Origin of the sequence: Paraburkholderia sp. MM5477-R1, from assembly GCF_050436385.1 — a bacterium.
GTDB classification, from domain to species: domain Bacteria; phylum Pseudomonadota; class Gammaproteobacteria; order Burkholderiales; family Burkholderiaceae; genus Paraburkholderia; species Paraburkholderia tuberum.
The window spans coordinates 1,998,771-2,020,216 of record NZ_JBNDMC010000006.1 but is presented as its reverse complement, the minus strand read 5'-3'; the positions used below and the strand labels follow the sequence as shown (position 1 = coordinate 2,020,216).

The 21,446-nt window shown below is 65.7% G+C and carries 15 protein-coding genes and 2 pseudogenes; 6 read left to right on the top strand and 11 right to left on the bottom strand.

Features of this window, described 5'->3' with window-relative positions:
• Positions 1-194 precede the first annotated feature (194 nt).
• The 3 genes from OKW35_RS27755 to OKW35_RS27745 all read left to right on the top strand — a co-directional run bounded on the left by OKW35_RS27755 (position 195) and on the right by OKW35_RS27745 (position 3,465).
• The gene (locus OKW35_RS27755) at positions 195-1,079 is read left to right on the top strand and encodes an isocitrate lyase/PEP mutase family protein (protein WP_429553692.1); all 885 of its coding nucleotides are present in this window, start codon (positions 195-197) and stop codon (positions 1,077-1,079) included.
• 271 nt (positions 1,080-1,350) lie between these two features.
• A complete protein-coding gene (locus OKW35_RS27750) occupies positions 1,351-2,790 on the top strand; it encodes an MFS transporter (protein WP_429553691.1) in 1,440 nt (479 codons plus the stop codon).
• A gap of 237 nt (positions 2,791-3,027) precedes the next feature.
• Complete coding sequence (locus tag OKW35_RS27745) at positions 3,028-3,465, top strand: GNAT family N-acetyltransferase (RefSeq protein ID WP_429553690.1); 438 nt, start codon at positions 3,028-3,030, stop codon at positions 3,463-3,465.
• A 39-nt stretch (positions 3,466-3,504) separates the two neighbouring features.
• On the opposite strand, the pseudogene OKW35_RS27740 reads toward OKW35_RS27745, so the two are convergent.
• Together OKW35_RS27740 and OKW35_RS27735 are read right to left on the bottom strand one after the other, a co-directional pair.
• Positions 3,505-3,648, bottom strand: a pseudogene (locus tag OKW35_RS27740) (2-oxoglutarate-dependent dioxygenase); the annotation flags it as partial.
• Positions 3,649-4,128 (bottom strand): nuclear transport factor 2 family protein, encoded by a 480-nt coding sequence (locus OKW35_RS27735; RefSeq protein WP_429553689.1) that lies wholly within the window; start codon positions 4,126-4,128, stop codon positions 3,649-3,651.
• A gap of 282 nt (positions 4,129-4,410) precedes the next feature.
• Between OKW35_RS27735 and OKW35_RS27730 the strand changes: the two are divergent.
• A pseudogene (locus tag OKW35_RS27730) lies at positions 4,411-4,689 on the top strand (LysR substrate-binding domain-containing protein); the annotation flags it as partial.
• Between the two features lie 127 nt (positions 4,690-4,816).
• Here OKW35_RS27730 and OKW35_RS27725 read toward each other — a convergent pair.
• The 3 genes from OKW35_RS27725 to OKW35_RS27715 all read right to left on the bottom strand — a co-directional run bounded on the left by OKW35_RS27725 (position 4,817) and on the right by OKW35_RS27715 (position 8,201).
• Positions 4,817-6,256, bottom strand: coding sequence for a nicotinate phosphoribosyltransferase (locus OKW35_RS27725; RefSeq protein ID WP_184059984.1), 1,440 nt, complete (start codon positions 6,254-6,256; stop codon positions 4,817-4,819).
• Between the two features lie 291 nt (positions 6,257-6,547).
• Entirely contained in the window at positions 6,548-7,750 is a 1,203-nt protein-coding gene (locus OKW35_RS27720) for an AAA family ATPase (RefSeq protein WP_429553688.1), read from the bottom strand.
• A gap of 181 nt (positions 7,751-7,931) precedes the next feature.
• Positions 7,932-8,201 (bottom strand): hypothetical protein, encoded by a 270-nt coding sequence (locus OKW35_RS27715; RefSeq protein WP_184059979.1) that lies wholly within the window; start codon positions 8,199-8,201, stop codon positions 7,932-7,934.
• Between the two features lie 1,324 nt (positions 8,202-9,525).
• Between OKW35_RS27715 and OKW35_RS27710 the strand changes: the two genes are divergently transcribed.
• A complete protein-coding gene (locus tag OKW35_RS27710) occupies positions 9,526-10,953 on the top strand; it encodes a sigma-54-dependent transcriptional regulator (RefSeq protein ID WP_184059977.1) in 1,428 nt (475 codons plus the stop codon).
• Positions 10,954-11,369: 416 nt separating this feature from the next.
• Positions 11,370-14,027, top strand: coding sequence for a mechanosensitive ion channel domain-containing protein (locus OKW35_RS27705; RefSeq protein ID WP_429553687.1), 2,658 nt, complete (start codon positions 11,370-11,372; stop codon positions 14,025-14,027).
• A gap of 46 nt (positions 14,028-14,073) precedes the next feature.
• Here the strand turns inward: OKW35_RS27705 and OKW35_RS27700 are convergent, their stop codons facing one another.
• From OKW35_RS27700 to OKW35_RS27675, 6 genes are all read right to left on the bottom strand, one after another.
• Complete coding sequence (locus OKW35_RS27700) at positions 14,074-16,335, bottom strand: ATP-dependent DNA helicase (RefSeq protein ID WP_429553686.1); 2,262 nt, start codon at positions 16,333-16,335, stop codon at positions 14,074-14,076.
• Positions 16,332-18,101, bottom strand: coding sequence for a VRR-NUC domain-containing protein (locus OKW35_RS27695; protein ID WP_429553685.1), 1,770 nt, complete (start codon positions 18,099-18,101; stop codon positions 16,332-16,334). The genes OKW35_RS27700 and OKW35_RS27695 overlap by 4 nt, the downstream gene beginning before the upstream one ends.
• A 69-nt stretch (positions 18,102-18,170) precedes the next feature.
• Positions 18,171-18,755, bottom strand: a complete 585-nt coding sequence (locus OKW35_RS27690) for a LutC/YkgG family protein (protein ID WP_429403045.1) — start codon at positions 18,753-18,755, stop codon at positions 18,171-18,173.
• Entirely contained in the window at positions 18,742-20,145 is a 1,404-nt protein-coding gene (locus tag OKW35_RS27685) for a lactate utilization protein B (protein ID WP_429553684.1), read from the bottom strand. The genes OKW35_RS27690 and OKW35_RS27685 overlap by 14 nt, the downstream gene beginning before the upstream one ends.
• Positions 20,142-20,885 (bottom strand): (Fe-S)-binding protein, encoded by a 744-nt coding sequence (locus tag OKW35_RS27680; RefSeq protein WP_018425278.1) that lies wholly within the window; start codon positions 20,883-20,885, stop codon positions 20,142-20,144. Before OKW35_RS27680 ends, OKW35_RS27685 begins: the two co-directional genes overlap by 4 nt.
• Positions 20,882-21,418: a FadR/GntR family transcriptional regulator gene (locus OKW35_RS27675; RefSeq protein WP_429553683.1), complete on the bottom strand. Its 537-nt coding sequence runs from the start codon at positions 21,416-21,418 to the stop codon at positions 20,882-20,884. The genes OKW35_RS27680 and OKW35_RS27675 overlap by 4 nt, the downstream gene beginning before the upstream one ends.
• Between the last annotated feature and the right edge of the window lie 28 nt (positions 21,419-21,446).

The window sequence follows — 21,446 nt, the reverse complement described above, 5'->3', positions numbered from 1 at the left end:
CTCCTTGATTGAAACGTTCCTCGAAACGTTTCATGAAACGTTTCACCGATTGTGCCATGAACGTCCAGGCAGGAGGTCATATCGCGCAAACCCTTGTTCCAGCGGCACGACCGGCGAACTGCCGTTCAATGGCACGCTTCCTGCAGAATGTCGGCCGCGTTCCCTTACCGATTTCCCTTCTGGAGACCTCCATCATGACCACCACTTCCGCCACCCGCCGCGCCGCGTTCCGCGCCAAAGTCAATCAGCGTCAGGGCCTGCTCGTGCCCGGCGCGTTCAACGCGATGAGCGCGCGCGTGATCGAGGACGCCGGCTTCGAGGCGGTCTACATCACCGGCGCGGGCGTCACCAACATGTCGCTCGGTCTACCCGACCTGGGCTTCATCGGCCTTGCCGAAGTCGCAGAGCACACCGCGCGCATCCGCGACGCGGTCGCGCTGCCGCTGATCGTCGATGCCGACACCGGCTTCGGCAACGCGCTGAACGTGCGCCAGACCGTGCGCGTGCTCGAGCGCAGCGGCGCCGACGTGATCCAGTTCGAAGATCAGGTGATGCCGAAAAAATGCGGCCACTTCTCGGGCAAGGAAGTCGTCGCGGCGAGCGAGATGGTCGGCAAGATCCGCGCGGCTGTCGACGCGCGCGAAGACGCGAACCTGCAGATCATGGCGCGCACCGACGCGGCCGCAGTCCACGGCATCGAGGACGCGATCGAGCGCGGTCATCGCTTCATCGAGGCGGGCGCCGACATCCTGTTCATCGAGGCGACCGAATCGCTCGCCGACATCGAGCGTCTGCCGGGGCTGTTCAGTGTGCCGCAACTGATCAACATCGTGATCGGCGGCAAGACGCCGGTGCAGTCGCGCGACGCGCTCGCGAAGCTCGGCTACGGCATCGTGCTGTACGCGAATGCGGCGCTGCAGGGCGCGGTGCTCGGCATGCAGCGCGCGCTCGGCACGCTGCAAAGCAACGGCCGCCTCGACGAGGACGCGACGATCGTCGCGCCGTTCAGCGAGCGCCAGCGGCTCGTCAACAAGCCGCTGTATGACCGGCTGGACAAGGAGTACGCGGGGAAGGACTGACGCTCGGGCGGCGGCGCGGCGGTGCGACGCGCTGCATGCCTGCGCGATGTGGAACCCTTTATTGCGTTAGGATTCAGGGCTGGCAATCAGGCAAGCTGATGTTCGCGGCGCCGGCCTCGTCCGCGAGGCCGTTCTCCCGGCTGCCGGCAGAAGCACGAAAACGCAAACGAAAGGTAGTCGCAAGCACCATGAAGTCAAATTCTTCACGCGCCCCGCGCGGGCTCGTCAATTGTCTTTCAGCGCGCACGCGTGCAGCACGGGAGCTCGCCCGATGACCTGCAGCGGCACCCGCACCGCGCACGTCGGCTGGCTGCCGTACATCGTCGCGGCTACCTTCTTCATGGAGTACCTCGACACCACGGTGATCGCCACCGCGCTGCCGCAGATGGCGCGTTCGTTCGGCGTCGGCCCGAACAGCCTGAGTCTCGGCATGACCGCCTACATGCTCGCGCTCGCGATCTTCATCCCGGCGAGCGGCTGGGTCGCCGACCGCTGCGGCGCGCGCACCGTGTTCGTCAACGCGATCGGCGTGTTCACGGTCGCGTCGGTGCTGTGCGGACTGTCGCAGAACGTGCCCGAGTTCACGGCCGCGCGGCTGCTGCAAGGCATCGGCGGCGCGATGATGGTGCCGGTCGGCCGTCTCATCGTGGTCCGCAGCACCGAGAAAGCTCGCATGATGCAGGCAATCTCGACGATCACATGGCCGGCCATCGCGGCGCCGGTGGTCGGCCCGCCGATCGGCGGCTTCATCACGACCTACGCGTCGTGGCGCTGGATCTTCCTGCTGAACGTGCCGTTCGGCCTCGCGGCGATTGCCATCGCGCTCGCCATCGTGCCGAACCTGCGCGGCACTGAACGCAAGCCGCTCGACGTCGTCGGCCTGCTGCTGAGCGGCGTCGCGCTGACCGCGATTCTGTACGGCGCGGAACTCGCGAGCCAGCCGGCCACCAATCCGTGGCTCGCGGTCTCGATCGTGGCGGGCGGCCTGCTGGTCGGCGCGCTCGCGTTCCAGCATGCGAAGCGTCATCCGTATCCGCTCGTCGACGTATCGACGCTGAAGGTGCCGACGTTTTCCGTGACGGTCATCACCGGTTCGTTCACGCGCATTGGCATCGGCGCGGTGCCCTATCTGATGCCGCTGCTGTTCCAGGTCGGTTTCGGGCTGTCGGCGTTCCGCTCGGGGCTGCTGCTGCTCGCGAGCGCGCTCGGCAATCTCGGCATGAAGGCGCTGACCACGCGCATCCTGCAGCGCTATGGCTTCCGGATGGTGTCGATCGTCGACGTGGCGGTGGCCGGCATTTTCATCATCGCGTGCGGACTGCTGACGCCGGACGTGCCGCTCGTGTTCGTGCTGATCGTCGTGTTCGTGTACGGCGTCGCGCGCTCGATGCAGTTCTCGACGCTCGCGACGCTCGCCTACGCCGACATCCCGCAGCCGCAGATGAGCGCGGCGAGTACGCTGTGGAGCGCGGCCGCGCAGATGACGATCGGTCTCGGCATCGCATTCGGCGCGGTGTCGCTGCGCGTCGCGGCGCTGTTCAACGGCGAGACGACCGGCCACGTGTTCACGCTCGACGATTTCCGCCTCGCGTTCCTGTTCGCGGGCGTGCTGACGCTGCTGTCCGTGCTTGGATATATGCGGCTCGCCCGCAATGCCGGGCAGAGTATCGGTGGGGGTTCGCGCGGCGGTGAAACTCCGGCGAAGAGCTAGGGTCTGTTCACGCTAATAACGGGCTTGCGAACGTGCCTTTGCGCGCGTAGTGCAAGGAGAGAGGAGCGCCGTTTGGCCGAGCCAAACAAGCGACGACCGACGCCGCAATACGGGCGCAAAGGCACGTTCCCCTGTTTTAAAAAACCTTCAAGGGGCTGGCCGCCAGAAGGGCCCGTTATTAGCGTGAACAGACCCTATGGGACGCGCAAGCGCAGCGCGATCAAAAGGAGACGTGCCGTGCAAGCAGGCGAACTGACGATTTTCAGCCGCATCGACGATCTCGACCTCGACCTCGTCTACACATTCCTGTCGCAGGAAACGCCGTGGGCGCGAGGCATGCCACGCGCGACCTTCGAGCGCGCCGTCGCCGGGTCGCTGTGCTTCGGCGGGTTTGTCGATGGCAAGCAGATGGCGTTCGCGCGCCTCGTCACCGACGAGGCGACCTTCGCCTACCTATGCGACGTGTTCGTGCTGCCCGCGTATCGCGGCCAGGGCTATGCGTCGGCGTTGATGAAACATATCTTTGCGAGCCCTTCGCTCGTCACGCTGCGCAGAATCATGTTGGTCACGACCGACGCGCATCACGTCTATGCGCCGCATGGGTTCACGTCGATCGAGAACCCCGAGCGGTATATGGAGGTGCATCGACCGGATGTTTACAAAGCGGCCGAATAGGCCCCGCCTCGGCACGCCTCCCACTGATGTGACCCAGCCTCACCCGTACGCGCGCTCGCGCATCCACTTCGTCATGATCCACTTATCGCCGGCAAGCACCGGCGCGCCGCCGTGCTGAGTCGACGGATCGAGCTGGCGCTGGCCGTTCATGTAGCGGAAATACACCGCGCCGCCCGCGCGCGCCTAGTCGCGCGTCAACTGCCCGCGATAGTGCAGCAGCCCTCCGCGCGCCTGCTGCCTGAGCATCCGCTGCACGAACGGCGACCAGCCGAACAGCGTGCCGCGCACGCCCATCGCCTGGCGCATCCACAGCCACAGATCGAAGCGGTCGCGATGCTCGACGATGAGCCCATCGCGGAACACGAAACGCGCCTCGATCCGGTTCACGACGTCGCGCCCCGTCTGGACGAAACGGTAGCGCGCCACCCACTGCGCGCGGCCGGTATGGTCGTCCGCCTCGATGTCGCTGAAGGTCAGCGTGAAGTCTTGCGCATGCTTGACGAGCATGCGCCACATGTCGCGCGCTTCGTCGCCGACCAGCTCGCCGAAAGCGGGGTCGCTGAAGACGACGTCGTCGGCATAACAGGCGACCATGGTCTCGGCGTCGCGTTGCTGGAAGGCGGTGTAGAAACGTTCGATCAGCTCGGTGTTGGGATGGCTCATTGATGTCGTATGGTGTATTGCGGGAGCGCGTCATGCACGCGCAGCGTCGCGCCGCACTCCGGAAAAACAGCCCGCGCGCGGTAGGCGGCGGGGATGGCGCACACGATATCGGAAAACGGCGTGAAAGGGGGCCGGCGCGAGCCGACGACGGCTTTTACCCTTCCGATATCGCTCCCTTGAAGCGCACCACCTCGGCCCGCCCGGCGAGCTTCCACGCCACCGCCGCCACCGCGCCGCGACGAGCGCCGCTACCCCCAGGGCCGCCGCAAAACCCGCAGCGAAGGCACCTTCGAAGTCGCGCGGCGCGGGCGCTTCTCACCTCGGCTCGGACCGCGTCCGGGTACGCTCGCGGCCGTGCTCGCCTGCGTGTCGCTCGGCGGTTATGTGTCGGCCGTGCCGCATACGCTCGCCGATTGCATCGCGCTGCCGGGCGTCGTCTACCGTGACATAGCCGGTCAGGCGATTGCGTCCGAAATCGCGCTCGCGTTTCGTCGGCACGAGCGAGCGCCCGCCGTCAAGGCGTTCCTGCGCTTCGCGCGCGATGATAAAGATTCACGCTGACGGCAGCGTCGCTACGTTGATCGGGGTCGCCGTCCTGTCGGATATTGCGGTAGGTCTGCCCTTCATGCAGCACTGGGCGCTGATGACCCGCCCGCTCGTGACCATGCCGATGCGTCAGAAAGCTGGATCAACCTTCGTCCGCATAGGCGCGGCCTCGAATCTCGGCCAGCGACGTATCGACCAGCAAGCGGCCCGCATCGAACACCGTCTCGAGCGCTTCGTCCCACTCGCCCTCCACCGTGCTCCCGTCCCACGCGATCGGCAACGTGACCGTCCGGTACTCGCCGGTGCGGCGATGGCGCAGCAAGGTGAGCCGGCCTTTCATCGAGCGCTTGGCGTGATCCGTGACTGGATCCTTCGACACATCGTGCCACGTGTCGCCTAGCCGGATCGCCGAGCACTTCATCGCGAAGCGCTGCGTATCGCGGTTGATCTGCTGCAACAGCGCACCGCCCATGCCGAACACGATGTTGTCGGTGGCGAAGCCGGCCTCGTCCATCGCGGCCAGGATCGCGACGATCGAATCCGGGTTCACGCCGTCACCCTGAATCACGCGCACATGGTCGAGCACGCGCCGCCCCTTGCTGTTGGTCTGCGACCCGAACGAAGCCTCCAGCGAGCGCAGCGTGTGCAGGACGATCGTGCACGGATCGCCGGAGTCCGGGCGAATCACGAGCATGCCGCCGGAATCGAGCACGGCCTGCTTCAGCTCGCCGCCCCATGCGTTCAGCGCGGCGAACAGGTCGTAAGAGTCGGACACCACCGAAACGATCGCGCCCGGCTTGCCGAAGCGGGCGATCATGTTGCGATACGCGTCGACTTCGCGCTCGCGGCCCCACGACGTGATCGTGCTGTGCTCGGCCGCCGGCACCGAGAACGCGGCCATGCGGTCGCGGTAGTAGTGATTCGCCGCAACCACGCCGAGCACCGTATCCGAGCCCATGAAGCTGACGAGATGTGCCGCGCCGCCGATCGCCGCCGACTCCGCGCTCGACACGCCGCGCGCGCCGAAATCATGCAGCTTGAACGGTAGCTGCGAGAGATCGTCGCTGCTTTTCAGCAGATAGGCGCGGATCGTCTGGCGCAGATGCCAGCTTTGCGTCGCAACCGTGATCGGATACCACACGCGCATCAGCATCGTCTCCAGATACGACGTGAGCCAGAACACCTGCGGATCGTCGCATTCGACGGTGAGGAGCACGTTGTGCGTGGGCACGACCGAGCCTTCGGGCGCCGCGCGAATCCGCACCGGCAGATGGCCGCCGTATCGCTGCACGACGTAGCGCCAGCCCGCCTCGTTGAACGGCTCGCCGTGCGCGCTGAAGAAGGTCCGCGCCTGGTCGATCATCGCGCCGGTAACCGGCCGGCACAGGTACTCCTTCAGCAGCATCTGCAAGCCGAAGAACAGCGTGCGGCCGTAACGTCCGCCGCGCGATTCGATGTACGAGAACATCGCCGTCGCGTCGGGCGGATATTGCAGATAGTGCGATGCCTTGTACGAATCCGTATTCAGAATCGGATTGGACAGGATCGACGCGAGGTCGCTGAAACCCTGCGCGTTTTGCATGGACGGTGCTGCGCTCACGTGATTTTCTCGCTGGAGTAACCGGACGGCGCGAGCCTGCCCGACGCTTTCGAAACTCTGATGCCGCGGCTCTACGCCTACAGACTATGCCGGGGATGACTCTGTATCTCACCTTACTACGGTATGCGCGATAGCGCTCGTCGTCGGACTGTAGCTTCTCTTCGCGCAGGATGAGTCTGGCCCGCAGCGCCAACTGCAGCCGCAAACAATCATCCTCCGGATCTCGAGGTTCACCAGTAGAAGACCGAGCTAGAGCAGCGAGTAGATGTCGTCCTAGCCCCCCGGCTTCAATTGCGGCGGCAGATTCGGCCACGTCGCGAGCAACCTGCCGAGCATGCTCCTGCGGCGCTCCGCACCCCCGGGCCACAGCATGTTCGCGAGCAGCACGATACCTTGCGCGAGCCCGCTGTCGCGCGCGCACGCGACGAGCGGCACGCCGCGGCTGAGCGCATCGTTGACGTGCTGATCGTCGCGCGGCAGTTGATGCGCGACCCTCGCGCCGAGCGTGCGTTCGAGCATCGGCAGATTGATCTGCGCGTCCTTGTCGTACTGGTTGACGACGACCCGCACCTTGCTGGACGGATGCCCCAGTTCGCGAAAGATATCGAGCATGCGGCGCGCGCCATGCAGGTACAGCGGGTTCTGCCGCACCACCATGCAGATCGCGTCGCTATGCGCGAGCGCGCGGATCGTCGACGGATTCAGGCTCGGGCCGACGTCGATCAGCACCGCGTCGTAGCGCTCGCGCACCAGCGTCAGAATCCGGTCCAGCTGAGCGGGCAGCAGTTCGGCGGCCTTCAACGGATCGCCGGCGCCGGCGAGCAGATCCAGGTTCGGGCACACGTGCATCGCGCACGCGTCGAACAGCGCCGGGTCGAGTTGCTCGTTGCGCGAGCACAGATCGACGAGCGTCATGGGCGGGGGGCGATTCGCCATCAGCAGGCTCGCGTCGGCGAATTGCTGGCTCAGGTCGATCAGCAGCACGCGCCGCTCACGCCGCGCGGCGAGCGCGCACGCGAGGTTGACCGCGATCAGCGTGGTGCCGCTACCGCCCTTGCTCGACGCCAGGGTGACCACGCGCGCGTGGCGCCGCTCGGGCTCGCGGCGCCGCGCTTCGATCTGTGCAAACGCATCGACGACGGCCTGACGATCGAGCGGCCACGACAGCACCTGGCGAACGCCGACACGCAGCGCCGCGCCGATCAGCGCGGTGGACGGCGCCGGCGTCACCAGCATGCAATGGAGCGTCGGCGCGCAGGCGAGCGTTTCCTCGATGCCGTCTAGTCCGCGGACGCTCAGATTGGCGTCGTCGACGATCAGCAGGTCGGCGCCGCGGACCACGCGCGCGTGCATCGGCAGTTGCCGGGCCGGGCCGAACGCGGTGCGCAGCCGGTAACGCACGCCGCTCTCTTCGAGCCGCACGACGATTCGCTGCGCGTTTTCGATGCTCGCGGCAATCAGGAAGATGTCGATCATGGCAGCTCTGCGGCGCTTGGCGCGTCATGCGCGGGCTTTTATTCCACTCGTCTGTTCACGATTGACGACGCAGGCTTCGGCGCGAGTTCCTTACCGCGACGCTCCCCCGTGAAAACCATGAGCCGGCAAACGGTGTTATCGAATTCCTGCGCGGTCGCTGCGAGCCGACGAGCGGCAAGCGTCAGACGTCGGTTTCATCGTCGTCGCGCCGCTGCGCCGCGCTGCGTTCAGCGCGCACCGGCATGGCGTACAGCGCGTCGCGCAGCAGGTCGCGGCGGATCTCGGCTTGCGCTCGGCGCTCGAGCGCCTCGGCGACGACGAGCGTCAGCAGATCGACCGACGAGCCCGCCGCCTGCGCGAAAAAGCGCGCGCGCGATGCCGCGACATACCGCCGGTAAGTGCTTCTGGTTCCTCCCGAAGCGGCCGGCCTGCGAATCAGTTGTGGTTTCATGTCAGCCCCCGATGTCGAGCAGATTTGCGCCAGGTCACGCCGTCTGGTCTCAGCGCCCCGGCCGTTGGGCCAGGTCGCCGTGCCCGTGCCAACCCACGGACACGGCCCCTGGTTCACCTCGTACATTCGTCTCTCTGTGGAGACTAGCGTCTCTCCCCGCTTCATCGCGCCGGCCGATCCTGATCCGGCGCTGCCCCTTCCCTTTGCGGCGCGTCGCTCGCGAACGTTGCCAGCGCGTTGCCTGTCGTTATCGCCACCCTTTTCGCGTCGTGAGGACAAAAAGTCGAAAAGGAAAAACGGCGAAGTCGTTGCCCTTTTTTCGTCCGGTTTTGAATGGCCGCCAAACCGGTCCGCCACTCACCCGTTTGCTAACGTATTTAGAAGGCCCCGCCGCGCTCCCGCAAACACCTGATGGCTTCCCCGACCATGTCTGCGAGTGACTTTTTTACCGCCGGTCTTTTTTAATCCGGTTTTCCCCGTACCGTCGACCTGGCGGCAAAACATTTTTCTGTGCAGATCTTATTGCAATGGTTATGCCAACACGCATTCGAATTTGTAAGGCACCCGCCAAAGCTTCACTCTGGCGAGAAATCGGTTTGCTTTTGACGCAGTGCGAACCGGCCCGATTTTTGGCGTGGCGCGCATTGATTCGTTTCTGACACGCCAAAATCGCCGCACGCTGGCCGCAAAGCGCGCCTCCCGCTCCGTCTCGCCAGCCTGCTGACAGGCCGCGGGGCCGGCCGCACGCGGCTTCGCCGCTCCTTCCGACTGGCAAAGCGCCCCACCCGGCGCGGCAAAGCGCATTCGACTCGCGCTGTCCAATCTGTCGCAACTGTGAAACACGACTGCTCGCGCTCCGTCCGTTTTAGTCACGCCTTAATACCCGGGCAATTGCTACGCAATGTGCGATTGCGCGCATAACCGGCCTTGACCGCTTATTCATAAGTGATCCGTGTTAATCCGAAAATCCAACCTGCATTCTTCATCCATGTTTCTTTGTCTGGCGCTTTCAGGCGCTTTCGCTTATCGTTAGGCCATGCGCCAATCAGAGCGCTTCTATCAGGTCAACGAGGCAAGCCACGGTTCAAGTGGTTTTCACGGTTCGGGGAAAAATCGCCGGGCAGTTTCAGCAATGAACGACAAGGTCGCCGCCATTGCATGAATCGGTCCGCCATGCAGCGCGTTCCGGTTCGCGCCGCGCTTGAAGCGTGTCCCTTGTTCGTGATTGCTGCTGTCGTGAATGCGTCGCAGCCGGAGTGCAGCAACTGGCCGCCTGAATCTCACAACGTCGCACGGCAGTCCTGAGGATCGAACGGGGGGAACCATGACTACGACTTGCACGCCGGCCGATATGGAACGCACGGTTCTGTACGTGGCGAACGCGCCCGACCAGATACTCGTCGAGTTTCTGGCCGCGTCGGGATGGCAAGCCGTGCACGCAAAAAGCACGGCCGTGGCGGAACGCATGATCGAACGCGGCAACATCAAGGTCGGTCTCGTTCAGTTGCCCGAAGATTGCACGTCACAGCAGCTGTCCGCGCTCGCGCTGTGCATGCGCCGCGTCGAAACCAACTGGGTCGCGCAGATCGTGCCGGGCCAGGCCGACAACGAGCTGGTCAGCCGTTTCATCCTCGATTACTGCTTCGACTTCGTCACGCAGCCGTGGCTCAACGAGCGGCTCGTGTTCGCGCTCGGCCACGCGCATGGGCTGTCGAGCCTGCGTCAGCCGCGCGTCGTGCCGGAGCCGTCGCTCGGCCGCCACGGCATGGTCGGGCAATGCGAGCCGATGCAGCAGCTCTACCGGCGCATCGACAAATGCGGCGTGACCGATGCGCCGGTGTTCATCGCGGGCGAATCGGGCACCGGCAAGGAGCTGACCGCGCGTGCTATTCACGACCGCTCGCCGCGCGCGGGCCGCACGTTCGTCGCGATCAATTGCGCGGCGATTCCGCCGAGCCTGTTGCAGGCCGAACTGTTCGGCCACGAGCGCGGCGCTTTTACCGGCGCGGTGCAACGCAAGCTCGGCCGGATCGAGAGCGCGCATGAAGGCACGCTGTTTCTCGACGAAATCGGCGACATGCCGCACGAATGCCAGGCGGTGCTGCTGCGCTTCCTGCAGGAAGGCACGATTGAGCGGCTTGGCGGCAACGGTCCGATCAGCGTCGACGTGCGCGTGATCTCGGCCACCCACGTCGATCTGGAGCGCGCCGTCGAAGCCGGGCGTTTCCGTTCCGACCTCTATCACCGGCTGTGCGTGCTGCGCCTCGTCGAGCCGCCATTGCGCGAGCGCGGCGGCGACATCAAGCTACTCGCCAATTACGCGCTCAGCATGTACAAGCAGGACGGCGCGCGCAAGCTGCGCGGCCTGTCGAGCGACGCGATCGTCGCGATGTCGAACTATCCGTGGCCCGGCAACGTGCGCGAGCTGATCAACTGCGTGCGCCGCGCGGTCGTGATGAGCGAGGGCCGCTTCATCACCGCGAGCGACCTCGGCCTACCCGAAGCTGACAATGGCCCGGCGGTCACGCTGGCGGAAATCCGCAGCAAGGCCGAAAAGGATGCGATCGAGAACGCGCTGCTGCGGCACGGCTACAAGCTGTCCGATGCGGCGGCCGAACTCGGCATTTCGCGCGCGACGCTGTACCGGCTGATGCACGCGAACCGGCTGCATCAGGAGCCGGCCGGACGCGGCGCGAGCAGCGGCCCCCATGCCGATGACGAAGCAGAGCGCCAGACCTCTTCAGTGGCATAAGCGCGGATTTAAGCGTTTTTTGTAGTGAACGCTTAGCAGCGCACGGTCATGGCGCTTGAGCATTCCCGACTTTCCGCGCTCTGCCCGCACGGAGCGTGGTCGTCGAGAACATCCTCGCGCCGCCGCCAGCATGGCCACCCGGCAAGCGGCCTCCTACCTCCTGCGCCGCCCCGCCCACGGGGCTTTCCGGGCAAGCTTTCTGCTGCCTTCGACAGGCCTGCCGGCCAGCATCGGCTATCCTGTCGGGTCAACGCCCCGCCCGACGGGCGCCGCTCTCGCGGCCCTTTCGCCCGTCCGGCGGGCCTGCGCCGCAGGAACTTCAGCGCCCCGCCCCGTGTCGGTCCCGGGTCACCCCGCTGAAACAACCCATGTTCCGGCACTATCGTCCGCACTGGCTTCATCCCGCTTTACACCCTATGCAAAAATTTCTGCGTATCTATTTTTTCATTTTTCTGCTCGCAGGCGCGGCGCCCGTCTTCGCCGCCGCGCCTGAGCCTGCCCATCCCACGCCCGCGACACCCGCTTCCGCCGCCGTCACGCTGACACCTCAGCAGGCCCGCGACGCGCTCGCTGTCCTGAACGACCCCAAACGCCGCGCGCAAGTCGCCGATACGCTGCAAGCGATCGCCGCGGCCGGCGCGTTGAGCGCGCCGCCCGCATCCGCGCCGGCGGCGGCGTCGGCGCCCGCCGCCGCAAGCGGCGCAGCCGCGCTCGTGCCGGACGCGTTCAAATCCAATGGCCTCGCCTCGCAACTCGCGCGCGAGGGCGCGCATTACGCCGGCCATCTCGCGACCTCGCTGCGCGGCTCGATCGCCGCGCTGCTCGACGTCGCGTCGGTGCGCGCATGGTGGAACTGGCAGTTCGCCAATCCGCACGCGCGCGCGGTGCTGTTCGAGGTGCTGTGGTCGCTGCTGGCCGCGCTGATCCCCGCTCTGGTGCTCGAATGGCTGGCGCGGCGGCTGCTGCGGCGCGTCTATCGGGTGATCGCCGCGCGCCGCGAAGCCGCGCTGCAGGATGACAACGACAACTCACCGCCGCCCGCGCACGCCGCCGGCGCCGCGCCGGCAGGTCATCCGCCGACCAGCACGCCGCCGCTGCCCCCGCTGTCATCGGTGCCGTCAGTGCTCGAAGCGGAGGCGCAAGCCGTCACGACTGGCCCGGCCGCGCCGTACGCGACGCCATCCGCCAAAGGCCGCGCCATCGAAGCCGAAGGCAAGCGCAACGCGACGCACCACTGGACGCTGCTGCAACGTCTGCCCCGCGCGTTGCTGATCACGCTGGTGCGGCTCGTGCCGATCGCGGTGTTCCTCGGCGCGGCGAGCGCGCTGATGTCGATCTTCACCGGCAACGGCACGCCGCAGGATCGCGCGCTCGATTCTCTGATCGACGTCTATGTGGTGTGCCGCTGCGTCGTGATCGTCGGCGCATTCTTCCTGCAGCCGAGCGCACCGCGTCTGCGGCTGCTGCGCATGGGCGATGCGTGGGCCGCGTTCGTGCTCGGCTGGATCGTGCGAATCGTCAGCGTGGTCGGCGCCGGCGTCGCGCTAGCCGAAGTCGCACAGGCGCTTGGCATGAACGACGCCGCGCATCTCGCGCTGCTGAAAGTGGTCGCACTCGCCGGTCACGTGATGATCTCGATCCTCGTGCTGCACTGCGCGAAACCGGTCGCCAACCGGATCCGCAATCGCTTCGCCGCTCACGAGTCGTTAGAGATGTTCGGCAACGCGTTCGCGGACGCGTGGGCCGTGGTGACCGTGGTCATCGTGATGGGCCTGTGGTTCGTCTGGGCCTTCGACGTACGGAACGGCTATCACGCGCTCGTGAATATCGGCGGCATGACGCTCGCGATACTGATCGGCGCGCGGCTCGTGTCGATCGTGATCTTCGGCGCGCTCGCGCGCATCTTCCATGTGCAGGACGATGCGTCACACTCGCTCGTGCATCAGCACGCCTACCGATACTATCCGGCGCTGCGGCGCGTGATCGGCTGGATCATCGGCAGCGTCACCGCGCTGGTGCTGTTGCAGGCGTGGGGCGTCGACGTCGTCGATCTGTTCCGCAGCGGCACGATCGGCCACCGGCTCGCCTCGGCGCTCGCGACGATCGCCGTCGCCGCGATCATCGCGCTGGTGGTGTGGGAGATCGTCAACGTGTCGGCCGAACGTCGCCTCGATAACTGGACGAGCAGCGGCGATCTGGTGCGCGCCGCGCGTCTGCGCACCTTGATGCCGATGCTGCGCACCGCGCTGTTCTGCGTGATCGCGCTCGTCGTCGTGCTGACCGGCCTGAGCCAACTCGGCGTGAACATCGGCCCGCTGCTCGCGGGCGCGAGCATCTTCGGCGTCGCGCTCGGCTTCGGCTCGCAGAAGCTCGTGCAGGACTTCATCACCGGCATCTTTCTGCTGATGGAAAACGCGATGCAGGTCGGCGACTGGGTCACGCTCGCGGGCGTGTCGGGCACCGTCGAATATCTGTCGATTCGCACCGTGCGGCTGCGCGGCGGCGACGGCTCGCTGTTTACGGTGCCGTTCAGTTCGGTGTCGACCGTGAACAACACGAATCGCGGCATCGGCAACGCGGCGGTGCGCGTGAATATCGTGTTCGGCCAGGACGTCGAGCGCGCGATCGAGACGCTGAAGGAAATCGGCGCATCGCTGCGCACGGACGACAACTTCAAGGACGGCATCCTGGCGGACTTCTCGTTCTGGGGCGTCGATGCGGTCGACGGTTCGGCGATCACGCTGGCCGGCCAGATGCAATGCCGCGATACGTCGCGCTGGGGCGTGCAACGCGAATTCAACCGACGCATCCTCGAGCGCTTCAGCGAACTCGGCATCGAGATCGCGAATCCGCAGCGTCATCTGCTCACGTGGGACCCCGCGAGCAAGGCCAGGTTCGATACGGCCCTGCCGCGCGAACGCCATGGCGACCGGCCGGATGGCGACGCCGCCGGGGACGGTCACGCTCCGCACAAGGGCGACGCGCCGCTCGACGACCAGATCCCGGTTGATCCGAGCCCGGCCGGCGGCCCTGGCACGCCCGGCAATCCGGGCTCGACCTCGCCGCACGCGTGACGCGTCGCGCGTCGCGCGCGTAAAGGTTCGCTAGCGCGGCGCGGCGCTAGCGAACCTGCCACCAGCGCGGCAACAGGCGCCGCACTTCCGGCCTGCGAAAGCGGTCGTCGATCAGATGCACGACGCCGCGGTCCTCTTCGGTGCGGATCACGCGCCCCGCCGCCTGCACGACTTTCTGCAAACCCGGATACAGGTACATGTAGTCGTAGCCATTGCCGAAGCGCGCATCGAGCGCGCGGCGCATCTGCTCGTTGACGTCGTTGATCTGCGGCAGACCGAGCGTCGCGACGAACGCGCCGATCAGTTGCTGCCCGGTCAGATCGACACCTTCCGAAAACGCGCCGCCGAGCACCGCGAAGCCGATGCCCTGATTCATCGTCCTGAAGCGCGCGAGAAACGCATCGCGCGCGGCTTCGTCCATGCCGGGTTCCTGCGCCCACACCGGCAAGCCGGGGTGCCGCTCGCGCAGCAGCGCGACCACGCGTTGCAGATAGTCGAAACTGCTCAGGAACCCGAGATAATTGCCGGGCTGCATGTCGTACTGCTTCGCGATCAGCTCCACGATCGGCGCGAGCGAGCGTTCGCGGTCACGCCAGCGCGTCGACACATGAGCGGCCACGTGCACCTGCAACTGCTCCGCGCGAAACGGTCCCTCGACGTCGAGCCATTGCGTGTCCTCGGCTAGCCCAAGTGTGTCGCGATAGAAATGCTGCGGATTCAGCGTGCCGGAGAACATCACCGTGGTACGCGCGGCCGCATAGCGTGGCGCGAGGAACGGCGCGGGGATCACGTTGCGCACGCAGAGCGTCGCACTGGTTTTGTCGCGCGGCGCGTAGCGGTCGGCGCTCAATGTCACGTCGAACATCGAGTGCTCGCCGAACTGCTCGGCGAGCGCGACGAAGTGCATCGCGTCGAAGAAAACCCGCAGCGCATGTTCGTCGATCGACAACGGCGCGTCGGCGAGCTGATCCATTACCGCGCCGATCAGATTCTGCGCGGCGGACAGCAATTTGCCGGGCACCTCCGCGTACACCTGATAGCTGGACGTCTGCGTGCGCTTCACCGCATTCCACTCGCGCTGCAAGCGTTCGAGCGGCTTCTTCAGCGCCACCGGCGCGCTCTTGCGCGCGAGCCGGAACGCGCTTTGATCTAGCGACGCGGTATACATGCGCCGCGCGCGTTCGAGCAGGTTGTGCGCTTCGTCGACCAGCACGCCGGCGCGCCACTGGTTGATCTGCGTGAGCGCATGCAGCATCGCGCTCCCGTCGTAGTAGTAGTTGTAATCGCCGACGATCACATCGGCCCAGCGCGCGAGCTCCTGCGACAGATAGTACGGACAGATATTGTGCGTCAGCGCAGCCTCGCGCACCGCCGCGCGATCGAGCCGTGGCGTCGCCAACGCGGCGGCGCGCGCCGCATCGAGACGGTCGTAAAAGCCGCGCGCGAGCGGACAGGACTCGCCGTTGCAGGCTTTGTCCGGATGCTCGCAGGCTTTGTCGCGCGCGACCAGTTCGAGCGTTCTGAGCGGCAACGGCGCGCTCTGGTGCAGCGAGTCGATCGCATCGAACGCGAGCGCGCGGCCCGGCGTCTTCGCGGTCAGAAAGAACACGCGATCGAGCCGGTCTTCGCCGCAGGCTTTCAGCAACGGAAAAATCGTCGCCAGCGTCTTACCGATACCGGTCGGCGCCTGCGCCATCAACGGCTTGCCGTCGCGTGCCGCGCGATACACGGCCACCGCGAGCTCGCGCTGCCCGCGCCGAAACCGCCCATACGGAAACTGCAACGCGACGAGCGCCGCGTTGCGCGCGACGCGATGCGCGTCTTCCTGCACGGCCCAATCGAGAAATCGTTCACACTGGTCGACGAAGAAGATTTCGAGTTCGCGCGCGCTGTGCTGCTGCGTCAGCACGGTTTCCTTCTGACTGCCGATATCGAAGTAGACGAGCGCGATCGTCAGCTCGCCGAGCCCGCGCGCCCGGCACAGCAGATGCCCATACACGAGTGCCTGCGCCCAATGCAGCACGCGATGATTCGCGGGCATGCGCGCGAGATCGCCGCGATACGTCTTCACTTCTTCGAGCCGGTTCGCGATTCCGTCGTAGCCGTCCGCGCGGCCACGCACGGTCAGACTGCGATGCGTGCCCGTCAGCGTGAGTTCGGTTTCGTAGCCGCTCGCGCGACGGCCGGCGACCATCTGATGACCCGCGATGCCTTCGAGCGAAGTCGGCGCGGGCGTGAAGCGCAGATCGAGATCGCCGCGCCGAGCGGTGAATTCGCACATCGCGCGGACGGCCACCACGTAGCTCATACGACGCGCTCCGCTGCGGCTTGCGTCGCGGCGTCCGCTTCGCTCTGCGCCTCTTGCCCGGCCCAGCGCACGTCGAGGACGCGCACCGCCATGCCGTGCTGCGCGCAGTACGCGAGCCAGCGGATCTGGTTGTCCTGCAGACGATCGCCGGGGCCTTTCACCTCGATCAGTTCATAGCGACGCTCGGCCGGCCAGAACCGGATCAGGTCGGGCAAGCCCGAACGATTGCCGCGAATGTCGCGCAGCAAGCGCTCGAAGCACAGCTTCAGATGCGCGGCGGGCAGACAGTCGAGCGCGAGCGCGATGAGCTCGGGCGTCAGCAGTCCCCAGAACACGAACGGCGACTGCATGCCGGCCTTGTCGTGCAGATGCCGCAGAATCGTGTCGCGATAGACGCCGCTATCGAGCTGCGCGAAGCACGCGGCGAACTGCGTGGCGCGACGCGCGTGAAAGTCCGGCGCGTGCAGATCGGCCGGTCCGCGTTGGAACGGATGAAAAAACGCGCCGGGCAACGCCGTGAACACCGGCTCCCAGCACAGCAGGCCGAACAGCGAATTGATCAGCGCGTTCTCGACGTAGTGCACCGGCGCGGCGTCGCTGCTCAAATGATCGCGCACCAGGTACTCGACGGCCACCGGCGTATCAGGCTTCGGCAGCACCAGCGTGCCGCGCTCCACAGGCCTCGCCGCTGCTGCGCGCGGCACCGGCTCGCCGCACTTGCGCCGCAAGCGCGGCAACATCCGGGCGACGCGCTGCGCCTCTTCTTCGCTCTCAGGCGCGACATCGGCCTGCGAGGCCAGCGCCAGCGCTTCGCCGTAACGCTCGCTGCGCTCGAGCACGCGCATGCGTCGAAGACGCGCGCCGGGCCAAGTGCACGCGTCGTACACCGCGAGCGCGGTGTCCCACTGCCCGCGCCGCTCGCAATCCTGGCCGATCCGGAAAAGTAGTTTCGCGCGACGCATTTCGAGCCACGGATTCGCGGTGCCGATCGAGCGGACGGTCGCGATCAGTTCGTGAAGGGTGGGGGTGCCGGTGCCGACCGGTAGCCATTCGAGCGCATCGCGGCACGCGTGCAGCGCGAGATAAACGTCGACGTCCGCGCGTTGCTGGAACGCGCGCGACCAAGGCCCGAACGCGACCTTCTCGTACTGGAACACGCCAAGATCGGCGAGCACGAACTCCGACCAGTCCTGATGCAGATTGCCGAAGAACATCAGGCGCAAGCGATCGCACAACGGCGCGATCGCGACGTGCAGCACGCGGTCCGTAGAAGCGTCGTGCCAGGCGGCGAGCGGACGTGATGTGCATGCTTGCGCGTCGCCGCTTGCGGTTTCGTAAAACTCGCGCAGCATTTCGAGCAGATCCGGTTTGCGCAAAGCCTTTGCGCCGGGAATCCGCGCGATCGCGTCCGCGAAGATGTCCTGCAATTGCGCACGCGTGCTGAGCGCAAACAGGTCGTCGAGAGACAGGGCCGGCTCGGCGTCGATCCAACGATGCACCGTCATCGGCATCGCCGCCTGCAACGGACAGCCGATTTCGTCGTAAGCCAGGCGGCTCGCGCGGAACAGCATGCCTTTGCGCATCAGCATGCGCACCAGCAGCGCACGCGATGCCTGCGGCAACGTCGCGAAAGTTTCCAGAAAAGCGCGCTCTTCGTCGTCGAGCAGATCGTCGTAACGCGCGGCGAGCCACGCAAGCGCGCGCTCGAAATTCAGCAGGTAGTAAGGGGCTTCAGAGCGGATCTCTGAGCGAGCATCGGTTGCCACGGACTTTGTGCGGGACCTGTATGTTTATACAGTGATGATAGCAAAGTCCGGCGCTGCGACCGCCGCGCATCAGCCCGCGAGCCACACGACCGTCAGCGAGCGCACGCCCTGCGCGCCGCGAATCAGTACGCCCTCGATATCGGCGGTGGCCGAAGGGCCGGTAACGAGCGCCGCGTAACGCGCCCTGCGGAAATCGTCGCGACGATAGACGTCTTGCAGTCCATCGAGCAAGTGCGCCGGATCGAGCAGCACGACCAGATGCTGGACGATGTAGCCCAATGCATTGACCACATATTCGCGCTCGCTAAACCACACCGAGCCGGTTTCGGCGACGCCAAAGCGCGCACGGACCAAACCGACGTCGACGTCCTGCAGCGATGCGGGGTCCGTATCCGCGCCGATCACGCGCGTGCCCGGCACTTCGGCGCTCGCCGATGCGATCGATGCCGCCGCGCCAAAACGCTCGCGGATCAGATCGCTGACGTCGCTCGCGCTGGCCGCTTCGACGCACGTGCCGCCCATCGTTTGCAACGCCGCCGTGAAGCGCGCCCGCAGATCGCCGCCAACCGCTTCGAACAGCGGCACGTCGGGACGCGGCCGCGCGGCCGGTTGCGCGGCGCGCACCTTGGCGAGAAAAGCCTCACGCGTTGTCATCGCCGCCTCCGCGATTCTTTTTGTACCAGGCATGAAAAGTCATCTTCGGCGCCTCCGGCAATTCGCGCTGCCGGCCCCAGATATTCAGAGGGTTGTACAGCACGAAATTCGGCAGCCGCCGCAACGCGCTGCCCATCGACGACACCGTCGCGCGATACAAGGTCGGACTCGATAGCAGACGTCCCGCCATCTTCAGGACTTCCTGCTTCACGAACGGCACTTCGTGCTGCTCGGCGATCACCGCGCGCCACTTATAGATCTGCTCGTGAATGTTGATCTTCACCGGACACACATTCGTGCAACTGCCATTGAGTGTCGATGCGAACGGCAACGCGCTATAGCGTTTCAGATCGAACGTCGGATTGATGATCGCGCCGATCGGCCCCGAATAGGTGCCGCCATACGACAGGCCGCCGCTGCGTCGATAGACCGGACACGTATTCATGCACGCGCCGCAGCGTATGCATTTGAGCGAGTACCAGAAGTCCTCCATCGCGAGCCGTTCGGAGCGGCCATGATCGACGAGGATGAAATGCATCTCGGTGCCCGGCCGCGGCGCACGAAAATGCGACGTGTACTGCGTGATCGGCGAACCCAATGCGCTGCGCGACAGCATGCGCACGAACACGCCGAGATCCGACACCTTCGGTATCAGCTTCTCGATTCCGAACGATGCGATATGCAGCGGCGGCACGTTCGCCGAAAGATCGGCATTGCCTTCGTTCGTGCAGACGACGACCGTGCCCGTTTCCGCCACCGCGAAATTGCAGCCGGTCATGCCAGCCGTTTTCTGGCGCACGAAATACGGCCGCGTATTCATGCGCTGACTCTCGGCCAGATAGTGGATGTCGCTGTTCTTCGGATCGGTGCCGATGGTCCGGCCGAACAGCTCGGCCACGTCCGCGCGCAGCTTGTGCACGGCCGGCACGACCATATGACTCGGGTCCTGATGATCGAGCTGCTGGATGCGCTCGCCGAGGTCCGTTTCCATCACGGTAATGCCGCGCGGTTCGAGATACTCGCGCATCCGGCATTCGTCGGTCAGCATCGACTTGCTCTTCACGAGCGTCGTCATGCCGCGCTCGGACATCAGCTTGTGGACGATCGCGTTGTGCTCTTCCGCGCTCGCTGCCCAATGCACGACCACGCCATTGGCCTCGGCCGCCGCCGCGAACTGCTCCAGGTAGTCGGCCAGATGCGACAGCGTGTGTTCCTTGATGCCCGACGCCAGCGAGCGCAACGTTTCCCATTCGGCAATGCCGTGCGCCTGCGCGTCGCGCTTCTCGCGCAGGTCCCACAGACGCTTGTCGTGAAACGCGACATGCTCGGTCTTGCTGATGAAAGAACCCGCGGCTTTGGCGTGATCGATGCGGTGATGGTCGCCGCTCATGCGCGTGCTCCATTGAGAACCTGCGCGATATGAATGAAGCGCGCGTCGGCTTTCATGCGTTCCGCGCAACCCTGCTGGTGCATCAGGCACGACATGTCGCCCGAAACGATGTACTCGGCGCCCGCATCCAGATGGTCGCGCACCTTGTCCTGCCCCATGCGCACCGACACCGCCTCTTCGGTGACCGAGAACGTGCCGCCAAAACCGCAACATTCGTCGGGCCTCGCCGGCTTGACGAACTCGATGCCCTTCACGCCTTCGAGCAACGCGCGCGGCTTCGAAAACGGCGTGCCGGCGATTTCCGACGCCGACGCCTGCTTCAGATGACGCAGCGCGCTGCAACTGGTGTGTAGACCGACGCGGTGCGGAAACTCGGCCCACGGAAATTCGCGCGCGCCGATCACGTCGTGCAGAAACTCCACCAGTTCGTAAGCGCCTGCGCGTACTTTCTTCACTTCGTCGGTCTGCTCGAGCGCGGTCAGATGTTCGCGCACGTGATGAATGCAACTCGCGGACGGCCCGACGATGTAGTCGTAACCCGCGAAGTTGCGCGCGAATAGTCGCTCCGTGGCGGCGGCGTCCGCATGCGCGCCGCTATTGGCCATCGGCTGGCCGCAGCAGGTCTGCTGCTGCGGATAGTCGACCTCGATGCCGAAACGTTCGAGCAGTTCGAGCGTCGCGATACCGACCTCCGGATAGAACGCGTCGATAAAGCACGGGATAAACAGCGCGACTTTCATAGGCTCTTCAGGAAAAGCGGCGGGGACGATGTCTGTTGACCGGCGTGGTCGGCGATCGCGAGATGAAACGCGGCATCGAGTTCGGCGAGATTCGCGCGATCGCGCGACAGCGACGCGGCCTTCAACGCCTCGAACGCCGCGCGGATTTTCTTCAGATCGGTGGCGGTTGCGCGCTGCGCGGCATAGACCGACGAAATCGCTTCGAGCCCCTGGCGCAACTCCAGAATGTCGGCACTGGTGCGCGGATTCTGCAGCAACAGTTCGGCAAGCGGCTTCGAGACGATGGGCGCGGTCACGTCGACCACCGTGAAACCGCCGCGCCCCGACGTTTCGATGTAACCGTCCGCCTCCAGCCGGATCAGCGCCTCGCGCAGCGATGGTCGCGACACGCCGAGCTGCGCCGCGAGATCGCGCTCGGCCGGCAGACGGTCGCCTGGCATCAGCGTGCCCTCCGAGATCAGTTGCTTGATCTGGTCGGACACCACGTCGAAAATGCGCTTGCGCGCGAAGGACGGAATCGGGGTGAATGGCATAAGCGGCGAACGATGAAGCCGGTTGACA

Bases quoted from the DNA above. Each gene is read 5' to 3' on its own strand.
- OKW35_RS27755 (WP_429553692.1), top strand. From the start codon at position 195: ATGACCACCACTTCCGCCACCCGCCGCGCCGCGTTCCGCGCCAAAGTC.
- OKW35_RS27750 (WP_429553691.1), top strand. From the start codon at position 1,351: ATGACCTGCAGCGGCACCCGCACCGCGCACGTCGGCTGGCTGCCGTAC.
- OKW35_RS27735 (WP_429553689.1), bottom strand. From the start codon at position 4,128: ATGAGCCATCCCAACACCGAGCTGATCGAACGTTTCTACACCGCCTTC.
- OKW35_RS27725 (WP_184059984.1), bottom strand. From the start codon at position 6,256: ATGCAAAACGCGCAGGGTTTCAGCGACCTCGCGTCGATCCTGTCCAAT.
- OKW35_RS27720 (WP_429553688.1), bottom strand. From the start codon at position 7,750: ATGATCGACATCTTCCTGATTGCCGCGAGCATCGAAAACGCGCAGCGA.
- OKW35_RS27715 (WP_184059979.1), bottom strand. From the start codon at position 8,201: ATGAAACCACAACTGATTCGCAGGCCGGCCGCTTCGGGAGGAACCAGA.
- OKW35_RS27710 (WP_184059977.1), top strand. From the start codon at position 9,526: ATGACTACGACTTGCACGCCGGCCGATATGGAACGCACGGTTCTGTAC.
- OKW35_RS27705 (WP_429553687.1), top strand. From the start codon at position 11,370: ATGCAAAAATTTCTGCGTATCTATTTTTTCATTTTTCTGCTCGCAGGC.
- OKW35_RS27700 (WP_429553686.1), bottom strand. From the start codon at position 16,335: ATGAGCTACGTGGTGGCCGTCCGCGCGATGTGCGAATTCACCGCTCGG.
- OKW35_RS27690 (WP_429403045.1), bottom strand. From the start codon at position 18,755: ATGACAACGCGTGAGGCTTTTCTCGCCAAGGTGCGCGCCGCGCAACCG.
- OKW35_RS27685 (WP_429553684.1), bottom strand. From the start codon at position 20,145: ATGAGCGGCGACCATCACCGCATCGATCACGCCAAAGCCGCGGGTTCT.
- OKW35_RS27680 (WP_018425278.1), bottom strand. From the start codon at position 20,885: ATGAAAGTCGCGCTGTTTATCCCGTGCTTTATCGACGCGTTCTATCCG.
- OKW35_RS27675 (WP_429553683.1), bottom strand. From the start codon at position 21,418: ATGCCATTCACCCCGATTCCGTCCTTCGCGCGCAAGCGCATTTTCGAC.